At 48.3% G+C, this 18779-nt stretch carries 14 protein-coding genes, 1 tRNA gene and 2 pseudogenes; 2 read left to right on the top strand and 15 right to left on the bottom strand.

Annotated elements, in window-relative coordinates:
- Nucleotides 1–1123: 1123 nt before the first annotated feature.
- From DSM465_RS0102345 to DSM465_RS0102315, 8 genes and pseudogenes are all read right to left on the bottom strand, one after another.
- Nucleotides 1124–1199 (bottom strand) — tRNA-Arg (locus tag DSM465_RS0102345).
- A gap of 671 nt (nt 1200–1870) precedes the next feature.
- Nucleotides 1871–3088, bottom strand: coding sequence for a DUF819 family protein (locus DSM465_RS0102340; RefSeq protein ID WP_029760532.1), 1218 nt, complete (start codon nt 3086–3088; stop codon nt 1871–1873).
- A 28-nt stretch (nt 3089–3116) separates the two neighbouring features.
- Entirely contained in the window at nt 3117–4445 is a 1329-nt protein-coding gene (locus tag DSM465_RS0102335; RefSeq protein WP_011887226.1) for a helix-turn-helix domain-containing protein, read from the bottom strand.
- Between the two features lie 48 nt (nt 4446–4493).
- On the bottom strand, nt 4494–5123 hold the full coding sequence (locus DSM465_RS0102330; protein ID WP_008879479.1) for a M15 family metallopeptidase: 630 nt from the start codon (nt 5121–5123) through the stop codon (nt 4494–4496).
- A gap of 215 nt (nt 5124–5338) precedes the next feature.
- Nucleotides 5339–5644 (bottom strand): annotated as a pseudogene (locus DSM465_RS18700) (transposase); the annotation flags it as partial.
- A gap of 151 nt (nt 5645–5795) precedes the next feature.
- Nucleotides 5796–6167: a hypothetical protein gene (locus DSM465_RS0102325; protein WP_008879480.1), complete on the bottom strand. Its 372-nt coding sequence runs from the start codon at nt 6165–6167 to the stop codon at nt 5796–5798.
- Nucleotides 6157–7417: pseudogene (locus DSM465_RS0102320) on the bottom strand (MrcB family domain-containing protein); the annotation flags it as partial. The pseudogene DSM465_RS0102320 and the gene DSM465_RS0102325, both read right to left, overlap by 11 nt.
- Before the next feature lie 305 nt (nt 7418–7722).
- The gene (locus tag DSM465_RS0102315) at nt 7723–8262 is read right to left on the bottom strand and encodes a cupin domain-containing protein (RefSeq protein ID WP_008879483.1); all 540 of its coding nucleotides are present in this window, start codon (nt 8260–8262) and stop codon (nt 7723–7725) included.
- Between the two features lie 377 nt (nt 8263–8639).
- Here DSM465_RS0102315 and DSM465_RS0102310 point away from each other — a divergent pair, with 377 nt between their 5' ends.
- A complete protein-coding gene (locus DSM465_RS0102310) occupies nt 8640–9407 on the top strand; it encodes a DODA-type extradiol aromatic ring-opening family dioxygenase (RefSeq protein WP_029760528.1) in 768 nt (255 codons plus the stop codon).
- A 125-nt stretch (nt 9408–9532) separates the two neighbouring features.
- Here the strand turns inward: DSM465_RS0102310 and DSM465_RS0102305 are convergent, their stop codons facing one another.
- The 3 genes from DSM465_RS0102305 to DSM465_RS0102295 form a co-directional block, all read right to left on the bottom strand.
- Entirely contained in the window at nt 9533–10438 is a 906-nt protein-coding gene (locus DSM465_RS0102305) for a pseudouridine-5'-phosphate glycosidase (RefSeq protein ID WP_008879485.1), read from the bottom strand.
- The gene (locus tag DSM465_RS0102300; protein ID WP_029760527.1) at nt 10438–11376 is read right to left on the bottom strand and encodes a carbohydrate kinase family protein; all 939 of its coding nucleotides are present in this window, start codon (nt 11374–11376) and stop codon (nt 10438–10440) included. The genes DSM465_RS0102305 and DSM465_RS0102300 overlap by 1 nt, the downstream gene beginning before the upstream one ends.
- A 123-nt stretch (nt 11377–11499) precedes the next feature.
- The gene (locus tag DSM465_RS0102295) at nt 11500–12720 is read right to left on the bottom strand and encodes a YeeE/YedE family protein (RefSeq protein WP_029760526.1); all 1221 of its coding nucleotides are present in this window, start codon (nt 12718–12720) and stop codon (nt 11500–11502) included.
- A 147-nt stretch (nt 12721–12867) separates the two neighbouring features.
- Here DSM465_RS0102295 and mscL point away from each other — a divergent pair, with 147 nt between their 5' ends.
- Nucleotides 12868–13263, top strand: a complete 396-nt coding sequence (gene mscL, locus DSM465_RS0102290; protein WP_011887221.1) for a large conductance mechanosensitive channel protein MscL — start codon at nt 12868–12870, stop codon at nt 13261–13263.
- Nucleotides 13264–13592: 329 nt separating this feature from the next.
- On the opposite strand, the gene DSM465_RS0102285 is transcribed toward mscL, so the two are convergent.
- The 4 genes from DSM465_RS0102285 to hutU all read right to left on the bottom strand — a co-directional run bounded on the left by DSM465_RS0102285 (nt 13593) and on the right by hutU (nt 18717).
- Complete coding sequence (locus tag DSM465_RS0102285) at nt 13593–14228, bottom strand: DUF4871 domain-containing protein (protein ID WP_011887220.1); 636 nt, start codon at nt 14226–14228, stop codon at nt 13593–13595.
- A gap of 118 nt (nt 14229–14346) precedes the next feature.
- A complete protein-coding gene (locus tag DSM465_RS0102280) occupies nt 14347–15675 on the bottom strand; it encodes a YjiH family protein (RefSeq protein ID WP_008879490.1) in 1329 nt (442 codons plus the stop codon).
- Nucleotides 15676–15771: 96 nt separating this feature from the next.
- Nucleotides 15772–17046 carry an imidazolonepropionase gene (gene hutI / locus DSM465_RS0102275; protein WP_029760525.1) on the bottom strand — a complete coding sequence of 425 codons (1275 nt, stop codon included), beginning with the start codon at nt 17044–17046 and terminating at the stop codon, nt 15772–15774.
- A 15-nt stretch (nt 17047–17061) separates the two neighbouring features.
- Nucleotides 17062–18717 (bottom strand): urocanate hydratase, encoded by a 1656-nt coding sequence (hutU, locus tag DSM465_RS0102270; protein ID WP_029760523.1) that lies wholly within the window; start codon nt 18715–18717, stop codon nt 17062–17064.
- Nucleotides 18718–18779 lie beyond the last annotated feature (62 nt).

Below are 18779 nucleotides of genomic sequence, written 5' to 3'. Positions count from 1 at the left end.
AAAATCAAGTACATCTTTTGGTGATGAACCACATATATTGAAATTATACCAAATATTCACTCCCCATATATCCTATCCGTTGAATTGAGATATAATGAATTTGAAAACTTAATGGGACTTCCTCTATTTGATTTATATCAAAAGCTATACACCGTGAAGAATGAGGAAAATCCAGCTAAAAAAGTGAAATTATTAGAAGAGCAGGTAAGAGACCAAATTGCCGGGGCTTTATATGATAGTGGTGTTGCGCTTTCGGCTGCTCGAACCATTGTTTACTTTTTCGTGTCGGTAGTGTTTTCATGTCATTAAAAGCCGGAGTAAGGAGTGATATTCTTGAGACAGGAGTCCTTGGAGTAGAGAGTAGAACGGCTCGAACTTTACATTGACTTTTTACGAGATTTTGCTGTTGATCCCGAAACATTTGCTATTTGGGATTGGGTCATTTCTCGTAAACTAAACAAAAGTCAGGTTGATCGCTTAATGAAGACAGCAAGAGAGTTCAATCAAGCCATTAAGATAGCCAATGAAAATGGGAGCCAACCACCAAGGTTCGAGGAGTTCAGCCAAAAAATTATTGAGATTGTCCATTTGGAAGATAATCCCGCAGATGAACAACTGTGTTGCAATTCTTAAAGCGAATTAAACACTCTCATAGATATCTATCCGATTGCTACTTGACTACCACCGAATAATTGAGCTATATCACAAATATTTCCATTGTTTTTTTCACTGGAAACATTCTATATATTGTTCAGTCTATATCGTTGTGTAAAAAGCCTTTGAAAATAAGTGGGCCATTTTTTACTCCTCTCGCTTAGGAGGTAGTTATCTAGACAACACAACATTCGAAGGAGGGGAAGTGGTTCCTGTCACAGACACTTGATGAAAACATTTGATGAAATATGTATGAAGACGGTGAGAGGAAAACCATATCGTAAGAAACATTGGTACTTCAAGGTTTAACAAGGTTTAACAGCTATTCACTTCCCCACCGTGCAAAATTCGTGCAAAATTTTTTTGGATTCTATCGTTTTTTTCGGGATTCCTAAAAGATGAAAAACGACCGCAAACGCGGTCGTATCAGGGGTTTCGGGGATGTTAATTCAAATGAATCGTATGTAAGTGGCGGCCCCGAGAGGATTCGAACCTCCGACGCACGGTTTAGGAAACCGACGCTCTATCCACTGAGCTACGGGGCCGTGTTGATTCTCCATTCGGCATTAGGCGGCTCCTGAAGCATTGCGATAAGAGCATGAATAAAAGTCAAAAACCATAGCTCCGACAGAGAACACGAGCGACACGTTTTTCCCCTTTTGACAACGTGTTGTGCGATCAACGTCAGCGCGACTCCACGCGCCCTCACTCCATTCGTTGCTCTCTCGTTTACGGCGAGGGAAAACCGCATCTGGCTGCCGACATACCGTCTATGAGACGTACAGCCTGTATTATAACGGTTTTTTGCTATGGTGGCAAGCTCTCTTTTATTCTTCCATCTTCTTCTTTGTCCGGTGCTACTCATTCGCTTGTCCGTACCGGCCAGCTTGTAATCAAAGCAAGCCATAGAGTCGATCGCGCAGCATTCTCATTTCGAGAAACTGCATGATCGACACTTTTTGACGAAAGAACAGTCAGCAGAAGAAAAAGGACTGTTTTGAACAGAAAAGATCCACGGGCAACATTTTGCCCTCCATCCGAGGATAAAAATCACCGTTCACCTAGAAGGCGGGTGAAAAACAATGATCACTCCTAGCCGACGTCAGATCACGTGAAATGAGAAGCTGATGCTGCAAAATATAAGTTCAAACATGTGGTTATAACAAAAATACGGGTAATCGCGTAGAATTCCCTCTACGTATTACCCGTTGTTCATTTATAAAGTACTTAACCAAGCCCCAACTGCCGATCCTATATAGTTTCCGATAATATAACCTAAAGTACCCACAAGCATAATCGGTCCGACTAATTTGATCCAGCCTTTTGAAATCGCCATAGCTGCGGCCGTTGTTGGTCCACCGATATTTGCATTGCTCGCCAGAATAATTTCTTCCAGTGAAAATTTAAAGATTTTCCCAATACCGAAGGAAATGATCATGTTGATAATCACCATCAAAGCACATAATACGAAGATGAGCGGTGCATTTTGTAAGATGACTTGAATGGAAGCCGGTACACCGATCACGACGAAGAAAATATAAATTAAAAATGTACCGATTTCCTGAGTTCCATGGATATTTTCAAAGTAACGCGGGAACAGAGTGACCGCAAGCAGTGTAATCGTCGTTAACATTAAGTAGTTATCACCTAATATTCCATTTAAAATATTTAAAAATACGTTCGCATCCTCACCAGATGGAATCAATTCATCCAAAAAACCGGCAATTGTAAATGAGATGGCGACAATGACAAATGTCGTCCCGACGGCTTTTGCGATATCGAGCAAGGAGATATCTTTTCTCTTCCAGTAGGATGCCGCGTAGTTTTCATCTCCTTTCACATTGCTTTCCAACTCATCGATGTACGGGGTCTTAAAATATTTCCGGAAAAACGTTAATGATGGAATCAAGATCAACCCCAAGAAATAAAGTGCCATCACCATATTATCGGCAACGACCGTCGCGGATACGAGCTCACTTGGTGTTTCGAATTTTGCGGCCATCGCAACAAAGTTTACGCCACCACCAATATAAGAACCTGTCATCATCGCAGAAATCTTATATAGTAAAGGAATATGGTCTTTGAGTAAAAAGAAGGAGATAATAGCGCCTGCCACAGTTCCGACTGAACTAATCAAGAAAATTACCACTAATCTACCACTTTCACGCCAGATTTTCATTATATTCGTTTGAAAAAGGAGTAACGGGATTGCTAGCGGGATGACATACGACCAGACCGTATCATACACCGGTGATTCAGTAGGAATGATATTCAAGTTGGCCAAAATCATCGCACCAACAAGCGCAATGATCGCTCCGGATATTTTGGCAGCCCATTGATATTTTTGCTCTAAATAAATACTGATCGCTGCCCAGCCCACTAGAATCGCCCAAAGAATCCATGTATCATCCGATTGAATCAATGTATTCGTCATTTCCCAACCCTCCATTTTTTATCAAACCTCAGTGCATTGACCATTGATCCAAAAGAAGTGAATAAATTTGCCGCGGTCTTCCTCGATTGACTGGCTGCTCCTCACCTGTAACTGATACCACCCCAGCTTGTTCTAATCGACTTAATAGCCGCCGCGCACTTCTTGGCGTAATTCTTAAGCCCTTCGCTAATTCTATGGCAGTTACCGAATTTTTGCCATGAATTTTGAAAAAAGAGAGAATACGGTTGATGGTCGAACTACTCACATTTGCTTTTTGAGCAATTTCTAAAACTTTTTCATTATCATTCCGCAGCGAATAGCTTAAAATTCCTGATTGCATAACCGGACCATAAATTTTGCCGTTTGCATCATAAATGATATAATCTGTATTGGACGCTTTCGCTTTTTTTAGCGCTTCCAACGCATACATTTCCGCCTCATTTGTTGATCTTCCGATTCCGATACCGAGCTGAACTTTTCTTTCTGTTTTTTGAAAAATATCATGGATCAATGTAAGCTCGTTGGAATGTTGCTGATCATCTAATTGTAAGGCTTCGCGGGTGGTGATAAATCTTAATTCACGGCGATCAATCCATTTGATAATGGCCTGTGTCTTTTCCCCGTAATCTACTAAACTTTGCTGCAAAGCTAGTAATCTTCGTTGCAATTGATATTCCGTTAAATCATCTTGTTCGAAAATCTCTTTTAAATCGACGATCCCTATCGCAATGTGTGAATTTTGCTTTTTCAGTTTCTGTGCTTCCATTAACACGATCTGTAATGTATTTCTTACCGCATTCCTTGTCGGAAGGACCCTTACTGCAGGTACACCGAGTTCTATTAATCGTTCATATATTAACCCCACACATGTAATAGCGGTATCGATTTGACCGTTTTTCCACAATTCATAATGAAATCGAGTCGTTTTTTCAATATGAAATTCTTCTGAATGTGTATCATAATAGATGTTTTGTACTCTGATCTCCAATTCTTCCAAACTTTCTTCTACTTCATATTTTTGTAGATTATCAATACTTATGTTCAGTGTTCCATTTTGCAAATCGTACTTCCCATTTAAGGCTAATTGAAATAAGGCCCGGTATAAAGCGGTTCCTTCAAAAGGGATAAAGAATATCGATTGATCAAGTTTTAAATTATTTTTAGCGATTTTGTAAGGCAGCGAGCCGGCAAACAAAATGATTTGAAAACCCGCTCCATACTTTTTCACGATTTCAATGACTTCCTCTTCGTTATGGTAGGTAGCATAATGGATGGATAATTCCGGATATTCCTTCTCCACATTCATAATCATTTTTTCAATATCGCGAGGTCCGATCGCGAGTACTCGAATTTGCATTTCAGTAAGCACCCTTTCGGCACTTTTTCAAACCTGAAGGCGCAGGAATTAGTAAGTGATTCGATGCCCAGCCAATTCCAATACACCACCATAAATGGCTTCATTTCCCGTTTTCAGTGCCCAATTTTGATTGCCGTAGTCATAGTGCCACCATTCTTCGTCGTAATTTGTAAATCCGGCCTTTTCCATAATGCTTTTTAATAGCTTGCGATTCTCTTTAATCTCCCTATCTAATGGACTTGGATTTTTAATTTGTTCAAAATAGTCCGTTCTTGACATCTCCGTAAATTCATCAAATTTGGACCCCATATTCAGCGGACCTTGTTTATTCGCAATGGTTAAATCAATCGCACCACCAGTTAAATGATTGGATGGTCGCATCGGATCCTCCGACGGTCTGTCCACATACTTCGTCAATTCTTTTTTCAGTTCATTCCCTGCTAAACCTTTTAACTGTAATTGCTTTTCGAATTGTCGATACAGTGCTAACTGAACTTTATAAGGTCGCCAGGCGTCAAAAACGATAAAATAATGATCCACAGGTAGGAAGTGAACCGCTTTCAAAAGACGTTTGACAGCACCTTCCCTAAGATAGCAATCGTTCGGCGCACCAGGAATATTGTTTTGAAAATAATACGGTTCGACAACTATTTTTTCTGAAATCCCTGTTAGCGACATGAGTTTTTCATGATTCTCATGAATAGGAATCTGTTCCTTCGTTAGATAAATTGTTCGTCACCCCTCTTTTAAAAACTTATTGATAAATCTACTCCATCTTTTTCGTTAATTTAAGAATTTTCATTTATATAAAATTATATTTCCAGAATTAATTTTTATAGTCAACGTCCTTAAATAGACCGAAATTAAAAATCACCCGTGGTGCTAGTTAAGCCTTAACGTTCAACTAGCCCGAGAACAACAAGCCAGTAAAATATCATCCAGTGCCGTTTCAAATCCAGAAACCGATTTCGCTCGAATCTCGGTAATCCGATGCAATCCACTAAAATCGCGGTTTCCACCACTTTACGTTTTCGCTTCGTCCACTGTTTCCATACATCCGATTGGCGAATTCGCAGATTTTCTCGAACGGGCGCCTAAAAAGCGATTCGGTGCTCTTCGTACAGCTTCTTTTGCAGCTTTTGGCTGATATCCCCTTTGTCACCGAAGTTATGCGGATGTAGAAGTTGCGTCACGGCGGTGTTTGGTTTGATCTGCTGTAAAATGAAAGTGCTCTTGCATGGGAACTTCTCCTTTTGATGTTTGGTTGCACTTTCATTTTAAGAAGAACCTCTCATACAAAAGTTATTTTTTATGCTTGTCTGATTTTATCTAGCACCACGGGTTAGTATTTTAGAATGTCTCTATATTCCCCTCTCCCATCATCCCCACAACTTCTCGAAACACGGTTGATGGCTGTTTGCGAAGCAGTTTAGCGGCAATCGTTTTTTGCTTCGTGCCGTCCATGATTGTGAGTAGGCCGTCTTCAAGGTGGATGAGCAAGTTTTTGACACGGTATGCCGTGATTTTTGACGCCTGATCCAAGTAACGGGCGTCAAGGTCGAATCGGACACGATCAGACAGCCGCCGCAGCAAGCGCCAAAGGGCAATTTCCTCGCTTGATTTCATGAACAGCTCGGGCAGCTCTTTTGCTTGTTTGATTGTATTAAGCGTCGTCATCGCATAGACGGCGATGCCGTAGCCGACCGGACTACCGAGCCGCAAACCATTCTTGTCCGCCTGACAGCGGCGCGACGGTTGGCAAGTCGCGCAAAAAATCAAGATGGTCGAGCCGGACCCGATTGAACTCGATCGTATTCGCCCGATCAAGCACTTTTTTGCTGAAGGGGTGGGTTGTTTCGTCCATGTTGACGGTGCCGATGATATAGACGTTTGGCGGGAGAAAGAGATCACGCCCCGCCGTTTCTTTCGGCAGTAGCCGCGACGAGGTAATGCGGCCATTTTCCCAACGGCGGCTTTCCATCACGCTTAAGACGTCGCTGAAATAATGCTCGACGCGAGCGAGGTTCATTTCATCCAGCACAACGAAATACGGCTTGTCCGGATGGTTCTCGGCTTCGGTAATGACATTGGTGAGCGGCCCAGGCTTGAAATCGCCCTTAATGTCGACATAGCCAAGCAAGTCAGAGCCATCGTTCCAATCTGGGCAAACGGGAATTAAGATGAACTGCCCGTTGTCTTCCGTCGCACCGACGCTTTCAGCCAGCCATTGGGCGATTTTCGTTTTCCCTGTTCCGGAAATGCCGGACAAAATGACAAACGGTTTTGTTTTTAGTGAAAGAAAAAGATTCATCACTTCTTCTTGCGTATAGTAAAATCCTTTAGCGGTTATGTAGAAATGAATATGTTCGACGACTGACCGATCGGAGAGCGATTGCTTAAACGGCGTCATCTTTTCTGTTCGTTCCACGTATTGTCGGTAATAGCCGATCATCGTTTTCAAGTCGCTCACGAGTTGTTCATCGGACGGCAGATTGTCAAACGAATAGGCAATATACACCGCCACTGACCGCTCATATTCTTTCGCCCGTTTGCTTGCACGGAGACGGATGGCGTTATCAGTTTGCACGCGACCCCCAACAGGAATCTGCTGACGGATATCCTGCTTCACCCGCTCCATTTCATCTCGCGGCGTTTCTGTCACTCTTTGGGTGAGCGTCAAATAGAGCCGACACATATCCTCGCTGAACAAGTAGACGATATAATAGCCGCGCTGTGTAGAATCCGTCACCTTTTTGTCCATCACCGCCATCCACGGCACATCGGTCCACACTCCTTGGCCGACTGAACCTTTGACGATATATCGGTCGGGCTCAACAAACGGCAGCGCTTTTATCTTTTCCGGAATCGCTTTTGTCACGAGTTGAAACGCCCACCGCTCTTTTGACAGTTTTTCGCGTTTTTCTTCTTTGATAAATGGCCATGACTTGGCGGAAAAAATCGTGCAATGCCATCAGAAACGTCTCCTTCTCGCAAAATTCCCCTTTCTTCTTTTCTACTTTTTCTTCTATTCTACTAAAAAAGCGGCTTCTCCCATTAGCAGGAGAGCCGCTTTATGCATCAATGCACAGAACGTCGCTGCCCTTCACTTGCCAACGATACCTCCCTTCTTTGCGTCCGTTCGAACAAGACGGATGGTTTCATCGCCCAATGATTAATTGGGCTCCGAACTCCCCAACGCACGAGGACAGGCAATCGGAGAATGTGGGACAAAAAAACGGCTTGAGATATAGCGCTCATTTCTCAAGCCGCTTGTTTTCTATTCAGCTGCGAGGGCATCGGCCTTTGTTCGGTGTACAGTGCCGTGCGGGTGCTGCGGGGGTGCATAGATGGAATAGAGCTTGAGCGGGATCGTTCCGGTGTTGATAACATTATGCCATGTTCCGGCTGGAACCATGATCGCGGAACCGGCACGTACGTTTCTCTCAAACGTCAACTTGTCTTTCCTTCTGCCCATTCGGACGATTCCTTCTCCTTGTTCAATGCGCAAAAATTGATCGACATAGGGGTGAATTTCCAATCCGATATCTTCCCCGACATTCAAGCTCATTAACGTCACTTGCAAATGCGGTCCGGTCCATAAAGCGGTGCGGTACGTATTGTTTTGTTTTGCCGCCTCGCTAATCGAAATGACAAACGGCTCCGGCCCGTAATCTTTCAGCTTGATATTCTCTTTGTACGGAACCGAACCGTAAGGCAACCCGCCGTAATTGTGCACCGGTGGATAAACATAAGCTGGATACGGATGCATATACGGGTAGACAGAAGGATAGGAAGGTAAAAAAGACACGGTATACATCGCTCCACCTCTTCACTGATTAGTCACCGTCATCTTATGCACAACCACAAAGAAGTTGACTCGTGTTTTAGGCATATCTTTTCTGTGCCTCCTCCTGCTCACAAAAAGGCTGTCATCGGCGGTAAATGCGCAATGTTCTCCCATCTACGATTGGAGGCCTGCCCGATGGCGAGTGATGGGCCAAGACATCAGGGGATATCCGACGGTTCCGCTGGTTCAAAAGATCGTTGATGGAAAATACCGATTTTCCATTTCGCTCATGTCTAGAACTCGAGATGATGACGAGAGAGGGATGTGCTACAATGGGGATAAGGCAATCAACTCAGGCGTGCACGACGGGACGCTGTCAAGTTCTCTTATTTGAGGAGGAATGGACAATGAAAGCTCCTGCTTTGTTTCTCGCTCATGGGTCGCCGATGTTGGCGATCGAGGATCATGCGTATACCTCCTTTTTGGAGAAGCTCGGGGAAGGAATGTCCCCCAAGGCGCTCGTCGTCTTTACGGCGCATTGGATGACGCGCAAACCGACGGTTTCAGCAGTGGAAGGGACGTATGGAATGATTTATGATTTTTCTGGATTTCCGCGCGACTTGTATGAAATCGTTTATCCGGCACACGGATCGGTCGAGTGGGCGGAACGCGTGCGGGAGCACCTTGCTCGTGTGGCGGAAGTAGCCGTCGATCAAACGCGCGGGCTTGATCACGGTTCATGGGTGGTGCTCCACCGCATGTTTCCAAGGGCGGACATCCCGGTCGTGCAAGCATCGGTCGTGCCGTGGTGGACGCCAAAGCAATTGTTCCAGCTCGGCGAAGCGCTGCGCCCGTTGCGCGATGAAGGGGTGATGATCATCGGAAGTGGCGGGACGGTGCACAACTTGATGGCGCTTCGCTGGGAAGGGCATGTAGAGGCAGAAAGATGGGCGACTGCTTTTGATGACTGGCTGCTGCGCGAGTCAGCCGCCCGCAGTGAGGATGTATTCCATTATGAAGAAAAAGCACCTTACGCCAAGCAGGCCGTACCGACCCCCGAGCACCTCGCACCATACTGGATCGCTTACGGCGCAGGTGATCACAACCAAGCACCGCGCGTCTTGTTCCGCGACTATCAGTATGGAAACTTAAGCCTCATGGCGGTAGCCTTTTAACGAGGCGGCCCGACCTTGCTTGAAACATGCAGGGCGGGCCGTCTTTTCCTCTGAGAAATCAGCGAGGAGCCCCCGACTGTGAAGCGATCACGAAAATCAGGGAGAATCGCTGGTCACAGCACTCCTTACGAAAGCGCCCGGGCAATATCCGCCGCTAAAACAGCATTGTTTTTCACTAGGGCGATGTTCGCTTTTAAACTTTTCCCTTCAGTTAATGTTTTCACCCGATCTAGCAAAAACGGGGTGACCGCTTTGCCGGTGATGTGCTTTTCTTCTGCCTCCTTAAGCGCTTGTTCAATGATGGAAGTAATGTACGATTCCTCGAGCTCGTCTTCTTGCGGAACCGGATTGGCGACGACGATGCCGCCGTCTAAGCCGAGCGCCCATTTCGTTTCAATGAACTGGGCGATTTCTTCTGCGCTGTCTAAACGGTAGTCGACGCGAAACGGGCTTGTCCGTGAGTAAAAGGCCGGCAGGATGTCCGTCTGATAGCCAAGGACCGGAACACCGTGCGTCTCTAGATACTCGAGCGTCAAGCCTAAATCCAAAATCGATTTCGCCCCTGCACAGACGACGGCGACGTTTGTTTGCGCGAGTTCTTGCAAGTCAGCTGAGATGTCCATCGTCCGCTCGGCCCCACGGTGCACCCCGCCGATGCCGCCGGTCGCAAACACGTTAATGCCCGCCATCGCCGCACAAATCATCGTCGCTGCCACGGTGGTCGCCCCATGTTTCTTTTTCGCGACGACATATGGCAAATCGCGGCGGCTCACTTTTTCAATGTCACGGCTTGTGCCTAAAAATTCAAGCTCGTCATCCGTTAGCCCGATTTTCATCTTTCCATCGATGATGGCGATCGTCGCCGGCACAGCACCGCGGCTGCGGATCAGTTGTTCAACCTCTTTCGCTGTTTGGACGTTTTCCGGGTACGGCATGCCGTGGGAAATGATCGTTGACTCCAAAGCGACGATTGGCTTGCGTTCCGCTTTCGCTGCGGCCACTTCTTCAGAAAAAACAAGGATGTCGTTCATTATGATTCTCCTCCCTCGTGAAAATACTGTTCATACGCCGCTCGCAACCGTTGTTCCGTCAAAGCGGGATTTACCGTTTCGGTGGTTTGCAGCGTCAAAGCCGCGTTGCTTATCCCGAGGCGGCAGGCGTCTTCCACCATATGTCCGTTCAAGACGCCATACAAAAATCCAGCTGCGAACGCATCGCCCGCCCCGGTAGCATCGGCAACCTTGACCACAGGAGCTGCAATCGCTCCCCTCTCCCCTTTCCTTGTCGCGTACACGACGCCCTCAGCCCCGCGCGTGATGACGACATTTTCCACTCCCAAACGAAAAAGCGATTCGATCGCATCATCAAGGCGGCGTTTCCCCGCAAGCGCCATGGCTTCCGCCTGATTCGTGACAAGCCAAGTGACACCGGAAAGAACCGTCGGCAACCGCTTCACTTTGGGCACGGACACAGTCACGACGCAAAGCGGAAGGCGGTCTTGGCGGCACTGCTCGATCACCCATGAGATGACATCAGTCGGAAAATTCGTATCGAGCACGACAGCAGAAATCGGACCGAATTTCAACCATCGCTGCTTCAGCCATTCGTTCCCTACTGTATCATAAATCGCCATATCGGCCAAGGCGAGCACCATCTCGCCACGCTCATCGAGCACCGCCGTATATGCGCCGGTGTTCGCTTCCGGTATTCGTGTGACCATCCTTGTGTCAACATATGGACTCGTGGCATCAATGAGCCATTGACCGTCATGGTCGCCACCGACTACGCTGAGGAGCGCAACGTTTTGCCCGAGCCTACCGATATTTTCGGCGATGTTTCTCGCCACCCCACCTGCTGTTTGCGTGCTCACAACAGGATGGGACGTGCCGAGCTCAAACGGCGCAAGCAGCCGCGCTTTCCGATCGACGTTCACCCCGCCGATGCAGACGATGGAACCTTTCGTTCGCATGTCTCTCATCCTTTCCATCGCATCCATTCGAAAATGACGCCTCTGCTTCCAATCTTTACTATTGTATCATACAGCCCCTACAAATGAAAAACGCATCCCGCGTATAAGCGGGATGCAAGATTGCTAGTTTTTATATGCGCAATACGGACGCAACTTGACACCGATCAAGCTGCCAAGGAAAGCAAACACAAACCAAATCCAACCATGGACGCTGAAGGAAGCGATACCGCTGAAATACGCGCCGATGTTGCAGCCGAACGCCAACCGGGCACCGTATCCCATCATCAATCCACCGATGAATGCGCCGATTGTCATGCGCGTCGGCCGCTTCCATTGCACGGGTTTCGCATAGCGGCCAGCGAGCGCTGCGGCCAATAAGGCGCCGAACATTAAGCTAATGTCCATGACCGTCGTTGTATCGTAGTAGAGCGGATTGGCGAGCGCCTGCCGTTTCGCCTCATCTTGCCAATACGCCCAAGCCGTCGGATCGACACCAAACAGCTGGACAAACTTCGCTCCCCACAAGGCGAATGCGGATGTGATGCCCCACGGCGAACCTTTGAACATGAGAACAAGCACGTTCATCAGCGCCAATAATAACGCGCCAACCAACAATGACCATGGGCCTTTGTAAATGGTTTTCCATCCGTGGCGGCGTTCAAGCGGTGTCGTCAACAGCTTGCCGTGGCGCCGCTTTTCCATCACCGTCACGACATAATAGACAACCGCTAGCAAAACAAGTTGCAGCAGAAAGCCGCCCCATGCACCAAACGAAGCAATAAGCGAAATCGGATCGACGTGCGGCATACGCATCCAAACATCAAAATGCGTCGTCGCAATGACCGATCCAGCGATAAACCCGATCAAGGTGACGACACCGTTCGTATCACCGCCGCCAATATGGTACAGCGTCCCGGACGCGCAGCCGTCACCCAGCTGCATGCCGATCCCGAAAATAAAGGCACCAATCATGACAGCAATGCCGACTTCATGCACATTCCCAGCAACGGAATGGCCGAATATCGATCCCTTTATCAGCAACGGCAAAAACAACGCACTTGCCACCGCCATCATGACCATCTGTGCTCGAATGCCTTCCCCTTGACGGTACAAAATGAATTTCCGCCAGGCCGAAGTAAAACCGAAATGGGCTTGATAAAGCACAAAGCCGCCAAACGCACCCAGCACGTACAAAAGCGCCTGTTGCCAAGACACGCGGCTATATAAGAACAGGGCTCCGCCGATTAACACAAAACAGGAGACCGCAATGATCCATGCGGTTGGATTTTTCGGGGCGTTTGCTGCCTGTTTCGCGCGAACATCTCGCTGCGCAGTCATTTCCACGGTGCATATCCCCCTTTTATTCGTTAATTTAATATATTTTATAATACTATAAATATGATGGATTTTCTATGATTTGGGCCGGAGAAATGCCACGTGGCGATTTATGATATAATGCGGAAGAACACCATTCTAAGAAAGGGGATTCGTATGTGGAACGAATTTAAAAAATTTGCCATCCGCGGCAATGTCATCGATTTAGCCGTTGGGGTGATCATCGGTGGAGCGTTTGGCAAAATCGTTTCCTCGCTCGTCAATGACATCATCATGCCACTTGTCGGGTTGCTTTTAGGCGGCATCGATTTTAGCAACTTATCATGGAAAGTCGGCAAGGCGGTAGTCAAATACGGCGCATTTATTCAAACGGTCGTTGATTTTTTGATCATTGCCTTCTCGATTTTCCTGTTTGTCAAACTGATTAACAAACTATATGAGCGTGTGAAAAAACAAGAAGAGATGGAGGAAACAGAACCGACTTTGACAAAAGAAGAAGAGCTGCTCACTGAAATCCGCGATTTGTTAAAGCAACAACGAGAAACGATGTGAGCGGTTGTCTATGATGTGGACGGGCTCTCAAAACCGATGTTCATCGATTCTCTTGACGATACATGACATAGTCGATTGAAGAGTGGTGCTAATGACGATATTTGAAGCATTGATGGTTACGATCGCTTTACAAGTTTTGGAGTTTCCATACTGGTACGATCAAACGAAATCATCCACCCTCAAGCGAACGAAGCGTTGGGGTGGATGATTGTCTTCCACTTGCACTGACCACCTTTACACCAACGGTCTATAGCCAGGTCAAAGAGGCGGTAACACCTTTAGCTTCACTGATTATGTGGGTCAGTTTGTATCAAGGAGTTTCTCGCCGTTCAATGGACGTCGATGACAACGTAGTCCCAGTACGTGTTTCCGAGATAAATAAGCAAGGCCCATGTTCCGGATTCTCTCAGTTTCATATTTGATGGAATATGGGCGTCCGCCCCATTGTTCGGACTCCCTGGAACTGACGTTGTCCAAACACTTTTTCCGTCTACGGTTAACGCAGGGGCGACATCGTTGCTTCCTTTTTTCACGGCCACGATTGTCAGCTTTCCTTCTGGAATGGAATCCCCCCAGAAATGCCACATGTATTTGTTCCCTTGATTGGCTGTAAACGGTGCATCAATGAACCCCACTTTATTCGGCACTCCGCGCATCAAACAATTTCCAGATTGAAAAACCGGACTTACTTCCCAATTGATGCGCTCAATGATGTTCTGATCTATTTTTATAGGTAGTTTTTCAATATCACTAACGGTAGACGGAGGGGAATGAACTTGTCTTTCATTCTTTTCCCATATACTGCATGCGGATAAGGAAAAAAGGATGACAATCACGAGCAAGGGCTTGAGTAAATACACCATACACCCTCTCCTTCCTAGTTCCTGTTTGTTTTCGCTAATCACTATTATAAAAAGGAAAGAGTCTTTGGGCCTGGATGAATTTTCATCTTCAGTGCGCTTCATTTGACCGCTCCAACAAACATGATGAGCAAACGGTCGCTACCTTCACTGACAATTGTTCTTGTTGTAGGAAAAGCATCTGAACACAAGGAGCATCACTCTCTGCAGCATCAACCGGTTGTCAAAGAAGCCAGTATGCCAGCGGTGCGGTGAGGATGAGCGTCAACACCGTCCGCTCAAACCAAATGACGAGCAATTTCGGCAAGCTAAGTGGAATTTCGGTCGATACAATGCATGGGATGACAGCGGAAAAGAACAAGATGGCGGAAATTGATACAACGGCAATAATAAATTTCGTTACGAGCGGAGCTTCGGTGACAAGCAAGGCCGGCAAAAACATTTCGGCAATCTCGATAGCGGAGGCTTTCGCTGCCAACAACGGCTCTGGAATTTGCAAGAGAAGAGTAAACGGATAAAACAAATACCCCAGCCAATCAAACAACGGCGTATATTCAGCGAGCAGCAGCCCGATCAGTCCGACCGACATAATCGAAGGCAAAATGCCCATCGTCATCATAAAGCCATCGCGCAAGTTTTCCCATATGTTCGTCCCGATTCCTTTTGACTGCGCTACCGCTTTCATCGCCTCAGACCAAGCTTGTTTCATATAGTTCCCCGTCACTCTTTGCTCGGGGTCCCCCTTGCCGTCGTAATACTCATCGCTCATGCGACTTAGCGGCCAAATCCGTGCGGTGATGGCTGTAACGGCAAATGTGACAAGAAATGTCACCCAAAAATACGTGTTCCATATCGACATGAGCCCTAACGTTTTGGCGACAACCACCATAAATGTGACGGATACGGTGGAAAAACCGGTGGCGATGATTGCCGCCTCTTTCACCGTATATTTGCCCTCTTTGAACACTTTGTTCGTGATCAAAAGGCCAATGGAGTAGCTACCGACAAAGGAGGCAACAGCATCGATGGCCGAGCGGCCCGGTGTTTTCCAAATCGGCCGCATGATCGGCTGCATCCAAACACCGACGAATTCAAGAAGCCCGTAACCAACAAGCAGAGCGAGAAAAACGGAACCAATCGGCACAAGCAAGCCGACGGAAATGACGAGCTTATCGTACAAAAACGGCCCCATATCCGGCTGAAACAGCCATGCCGGACCAATCTGAAACACAAGCATGACAGCCACGATCAAGCCAAGTACTTTGAAAATGGAAAAAACAGCAGTGACCGCGTCTTTGTTCCACGTCTTATTATAGAATGGATGGATCGCTCCAAGAGCAATAACAATAAGCGCATAATACGGTACGAGTCCCGGGAACTGCGCGCGAATCCATGTAACAATATGATCGAGTAAAATCGATGATGTGCCTCCGATGGACACCGGGACAAAAAATACGAAAATACCGATGGCACTAAAGACGAAAAACTTCCATGCACCGCTTGTTGGCGTTGGTGTCGGTACGGATGGCGGTACATTTGTATCCGTTTTCATTTTCCTCCACCCCCATTGTTCTTCTTACGCAAGACGATGCAACCGGAAGCATCCCGCTCCCGGTCGCCAAACACCTCCACGGAAGACTATTCCCCTTCAGATGCATACCTTGCCTTCATTCACCACGATCTTCCCATCCTTAATCACCATCTCCGTATGGTTGACGCCGTAATAGTACATGATTTGCATATAGTTTGCGGCGTTGAAAATGGCCAAATCCGCTTTCTTGCCCGGTTCAAGGCTGCCGATCACGTGAGAGCGGCCGATGGCGTGGGCGGCGTTGATTGTGGCGGCGGCGAGCGCCTCAGCCGGGGTCATGCGCATATGCAAACAGGCAAGGCTCATGACAAGCGGCAGTGAAACGGTCGGCGATGAACCAGGATTGCAGTCAGTCGCTAGGGCGACAGGAACGCCGTTGTCGATCAAGCGGCGGGCGTCAGCGGCCTGGGTCATTAAGAAAAATGCCGTACCTGGCAAAAGAACGCCGATCACGCCGCGCTCCGCCATGCGGCGGAGGCCTTCATCAGACGCACGGAGCAAGTGGTCGGCCGAAATCGCCCCAACCTCAGCAGCCAGTTCGGCACCGCCGTACGGTTCGATTTCATCGGCGTGGATTTTCGGCGTCAAGCCGTGCGCCTTGCCCGCTTCGAGGATGCGGCGCGCCTCATCAGGGGTAAACACACCACGCTCACAGAAAACATCGTTGAACTCGGCCAAGCCTCGACGGCTGACCTCAGGAATCATTACTTCCATGATCAAGCGGATGTATCCATCCCGATCGTCCTTCCACTCCGGCGGGACGGCATGAGCACCAAGAAAAGTGGAAACGACATCAACCGGGTGGGTGTCATGCAGCCTCTTGGCAACCTCGAGCTGCTTGATTTCGCCTTCAAAACTTAAACCGTAGCCGCTTTTCGCCTCAACGGTCGTGACGCCATGAAGCAAAAACAGATCCAGCCGCCGCTTGCTTTCCTCATACAGCATTTCTTCCGACGCCTCGCGTGTCGCTTTTGTCGTCGCATGAATGCCGCCGCCAGCGTTCATGATCTCCATATACGTCGCCCCACGGAGACGCATCGTCCATTCATGTTCACGGCTGCCGGCGTACACGAGATGAGTGTGGGGGTCGATGAGTCCAGGAGTGACCGTTTTGCCGCGGGCGTCGATCACATCCGCCTCACTGATCCGATCGGCAAACCGGTGAGCCAGTTCATCGTCCGGACCAACGGCAATGATCACCCCCCGCTCGATCCAGACGCTTCCGTTTTCAATGATTTGAAGGTCGTTCATCTTTTCTCTGACAAGCGGAGCCGCGGAACTTCCCGCCAGCGTGACGAGTTGGCGAGCGCGGCGGATAAAGAGTGGGCGCATCTTATCTCCCCTTTTCTACTTCAGCATTGGCATATCAATACCTTTTTCTTTCGCCGTGCGAATGGCGAGCTCATACCCCGCGTCAGCGTGGCGGACGACACCAAGTCCCGGATCGGTCGTCAACACACGCGCCAACCGTTCTTCCGCCTCTTTCGTGCCATCGGCGACAATAACCATGCCAGCATGAAGCGAATAGCCCATACCGACGCCGCCGCCATGGTGAACCGACACCCAGCTCGCACCGCCGACCGCATTCAATAGCGCGTTTAAAATCGGCCAGTCGGCAATGGCGTCACTTCCATCTTTCATTCCTTCCGTTTCTCGGTTCGGCGAGGCGACAGATCCCGAATCTAAATGATCGCGGCCGATGACGATCGGCGCCTTCAATTCGCCGCGAGCAACCATGTCGTTAATGATTTTCCCGAACTTCGCCCGTTCGCCGTAACCGAGCCAGCAAATGCGCGCCGGCAGCCCTTGAAACTTGATTTGTTTTTGCGCCATGCGAATCCAATGGCAAAGGCGTTCATTATCGCTGAATTCGCGCAAAATGACTTCATCCGTCTTATAAATGTCTTCTGGGTCGCCGGAGAGCGCCACCCAACGGAACGGGCCTTTTCCTTCGCAAAAGAGCGGGCGGATGTAAGCTGGCACAAACCCCGGGAAGGAGAAGGCATCCTCGACTCCTTCGTCTTTCGCCACTTGACGAATGTTGTTGCCGTAATCAAACGTCACTGCCCCTTGTTTTTGCATCACAAGCATCGCCCTTACGTGCTCAGCGATCGATTGTTTGGCACGAGCAACATACTGCTTCGGATCGCGAACCCGCAGCTCGGCGGCTTCCTCGAGTGTCAAACGAGCAGGAATGTAGCCATTTAACGGATCATGAGCGGACGTTTGATCGGTCAAAACGTCAGGAATAAAGCCTATGTCAACGAGCTGCGGCAGCACTTCGGCCGCATTGCCGACAAGACCGATCGACAGCGCTTTTTTCTCTTCTTTCGCTTGTTTTGCCATTTGAAGCGCGACGTCTAGGCTGTCAGTCATCGTGTCAAGATATTTCGTGTCAAGACGGCGCTGGATGCGAGCCGGGTCGACTTCGATAGCAATACAGACGCCGCCGTTCATCGTCACTGCCAACGGCTGCGCCCCACCCATGCCGCCAAGGCCAGCCGTGACCGTGATCGTTCCCGCCAGCGTGCCGCCAAAGTGCTGGCGCGCCACTTCGGCGAACGTTTCGTACGTCCCTTGAACGATGCCTTGGCTTCCGATGTAAATCCAGCTGCCGGCCGTCATTTGCCCGTACATGATCAATCCTTTTTTGTCGAGTTCATGGAAATGGTCCCACGTCGCCCATGCCGGCACGAGGTTAGAGTTGGCGATGAGCACGCGCGGCGCGTTCGGATGGGTGCGAAACACCGCGACCGGCTTCCCCGATTGAATGAGCAATGTCTCATCGTTTTCTAAACGAAGAAGAGTGTCCACAATCGCCTCATAACATTCCCAGTTGCGCGCCGCTTTACCGATGCCGCCGTAGACGATCAATTCATCCGGTCGTTCGGCGACATCCGGATGCAAGTTGTTGTTTAACATGCGGAGCGCTGCTTCCTGAATCCATCCTTTCGCTTGCCGCGTTGTTCCTGAAAGCACTTGAACCATCCGTTTATTTCCCATCGTCATCCCCCTCTTTTTCCTCTTTGCTTTTTATTATGAAGGAAGCCAAGAGGAGGGAGATA

The organism is Geobacillus thermodenitrificans subsp. thermodenitrificans DSM 465 (genome assembly GCF_000496575.1).
Taxonomy (GTDB): domain Bacteria; phylum Bacillota; class Bacilli; order Bacillales; family Anoxybacillaceae; genus Geobacillus; species Geobacillus thermodenitrificans.
The sequence above is the reverse complement of the archived record's forward strand: the minus strand, read 5'-3'. Positions and strand labels throughout refer to the sequence as shown.

Coding starts and splice junctions, on each gene's coding strand:
- DSM465_RS0102330 (WP_008879479.1), bottom strand. CDS start 5,123: ATGTCGCTAACAGGGATTTCAGAAAAAATAGTTGTCGAACCGTATTAT.
- DSM465_RS0102305 (WP_008879485.1), bottom strand. CDS start 10,438: ATGAACGACATCCTTGTTTTTTCTGAAGAAGTGGCCGCAGCGAAAGCG.
- DSM465_RS0102310 (WP_029760528.1), top strand. CDS start 8,640: ATGAAAGCTCCTGCTTTGTTTCTCGCTCATGGGTCGCCGATGTTGGCG.
- DSM465_RS0102285 (WP_011887220.1), bottom strand. CDS start 14,228: ATGAAGCGCACTGAAGATGAAAATTCATCCAGGCCCAAAGACTCTTTC.
- DSM465_RS0102300 (WP_029760527.1), bottom strand. CDS start 11,376: ATGCGAACGAAAGGTTCCATCGTCTGCATCGGCGGGGTGAACGTCGAT.
- DSM465_RS0102280 (WP_008879490.1), bottom strand. CDS start 15,675: ATGAAAACGGATACAAATGTACCGCCATCCGTACCGACACCAACGCCA.
- DSM465_RS0102340 (WP_029760532.1), bottom strand. CDS start 3,088: ATGACGAATACATTGATTCAATCGGATGATACATGGATTCTTTGGGCG.
- mscL (WP_011887221.1), top strand. CDS start 12,868: ATGTGGAACGAATTTAAAAAATTTGCCATCCGCGGCAATGTCATCGAT.
- hutI (WP_029760525.1), bottom strand. CDS start 17,046: ATGCGCCCACTCTTTATCCGCCGCGCTCGCCAACTCGTCACGCTGGCG.
- hutU (WP_029760523.1), bottom strand. CDS start 18,717: ATGGGAAATAAACGGATGGTTCAAGTGCTTTCAGGAACAACGCGGCAA.
- DSM465_RS0102315 (WP_008879483.1), bottom strand. CDS start 8,262: ATGTATACCGTGTCTTTTTTACCTTCCTATCCTTCTGTCTACCCGTAT.
- DSM465_RS0102335 (WP_011887226.1), bottom strand. CDS start 4,445: ATGCAAATTCGAGTACTCGCGATCGGACCTCGCGATATTGAAAAAATG.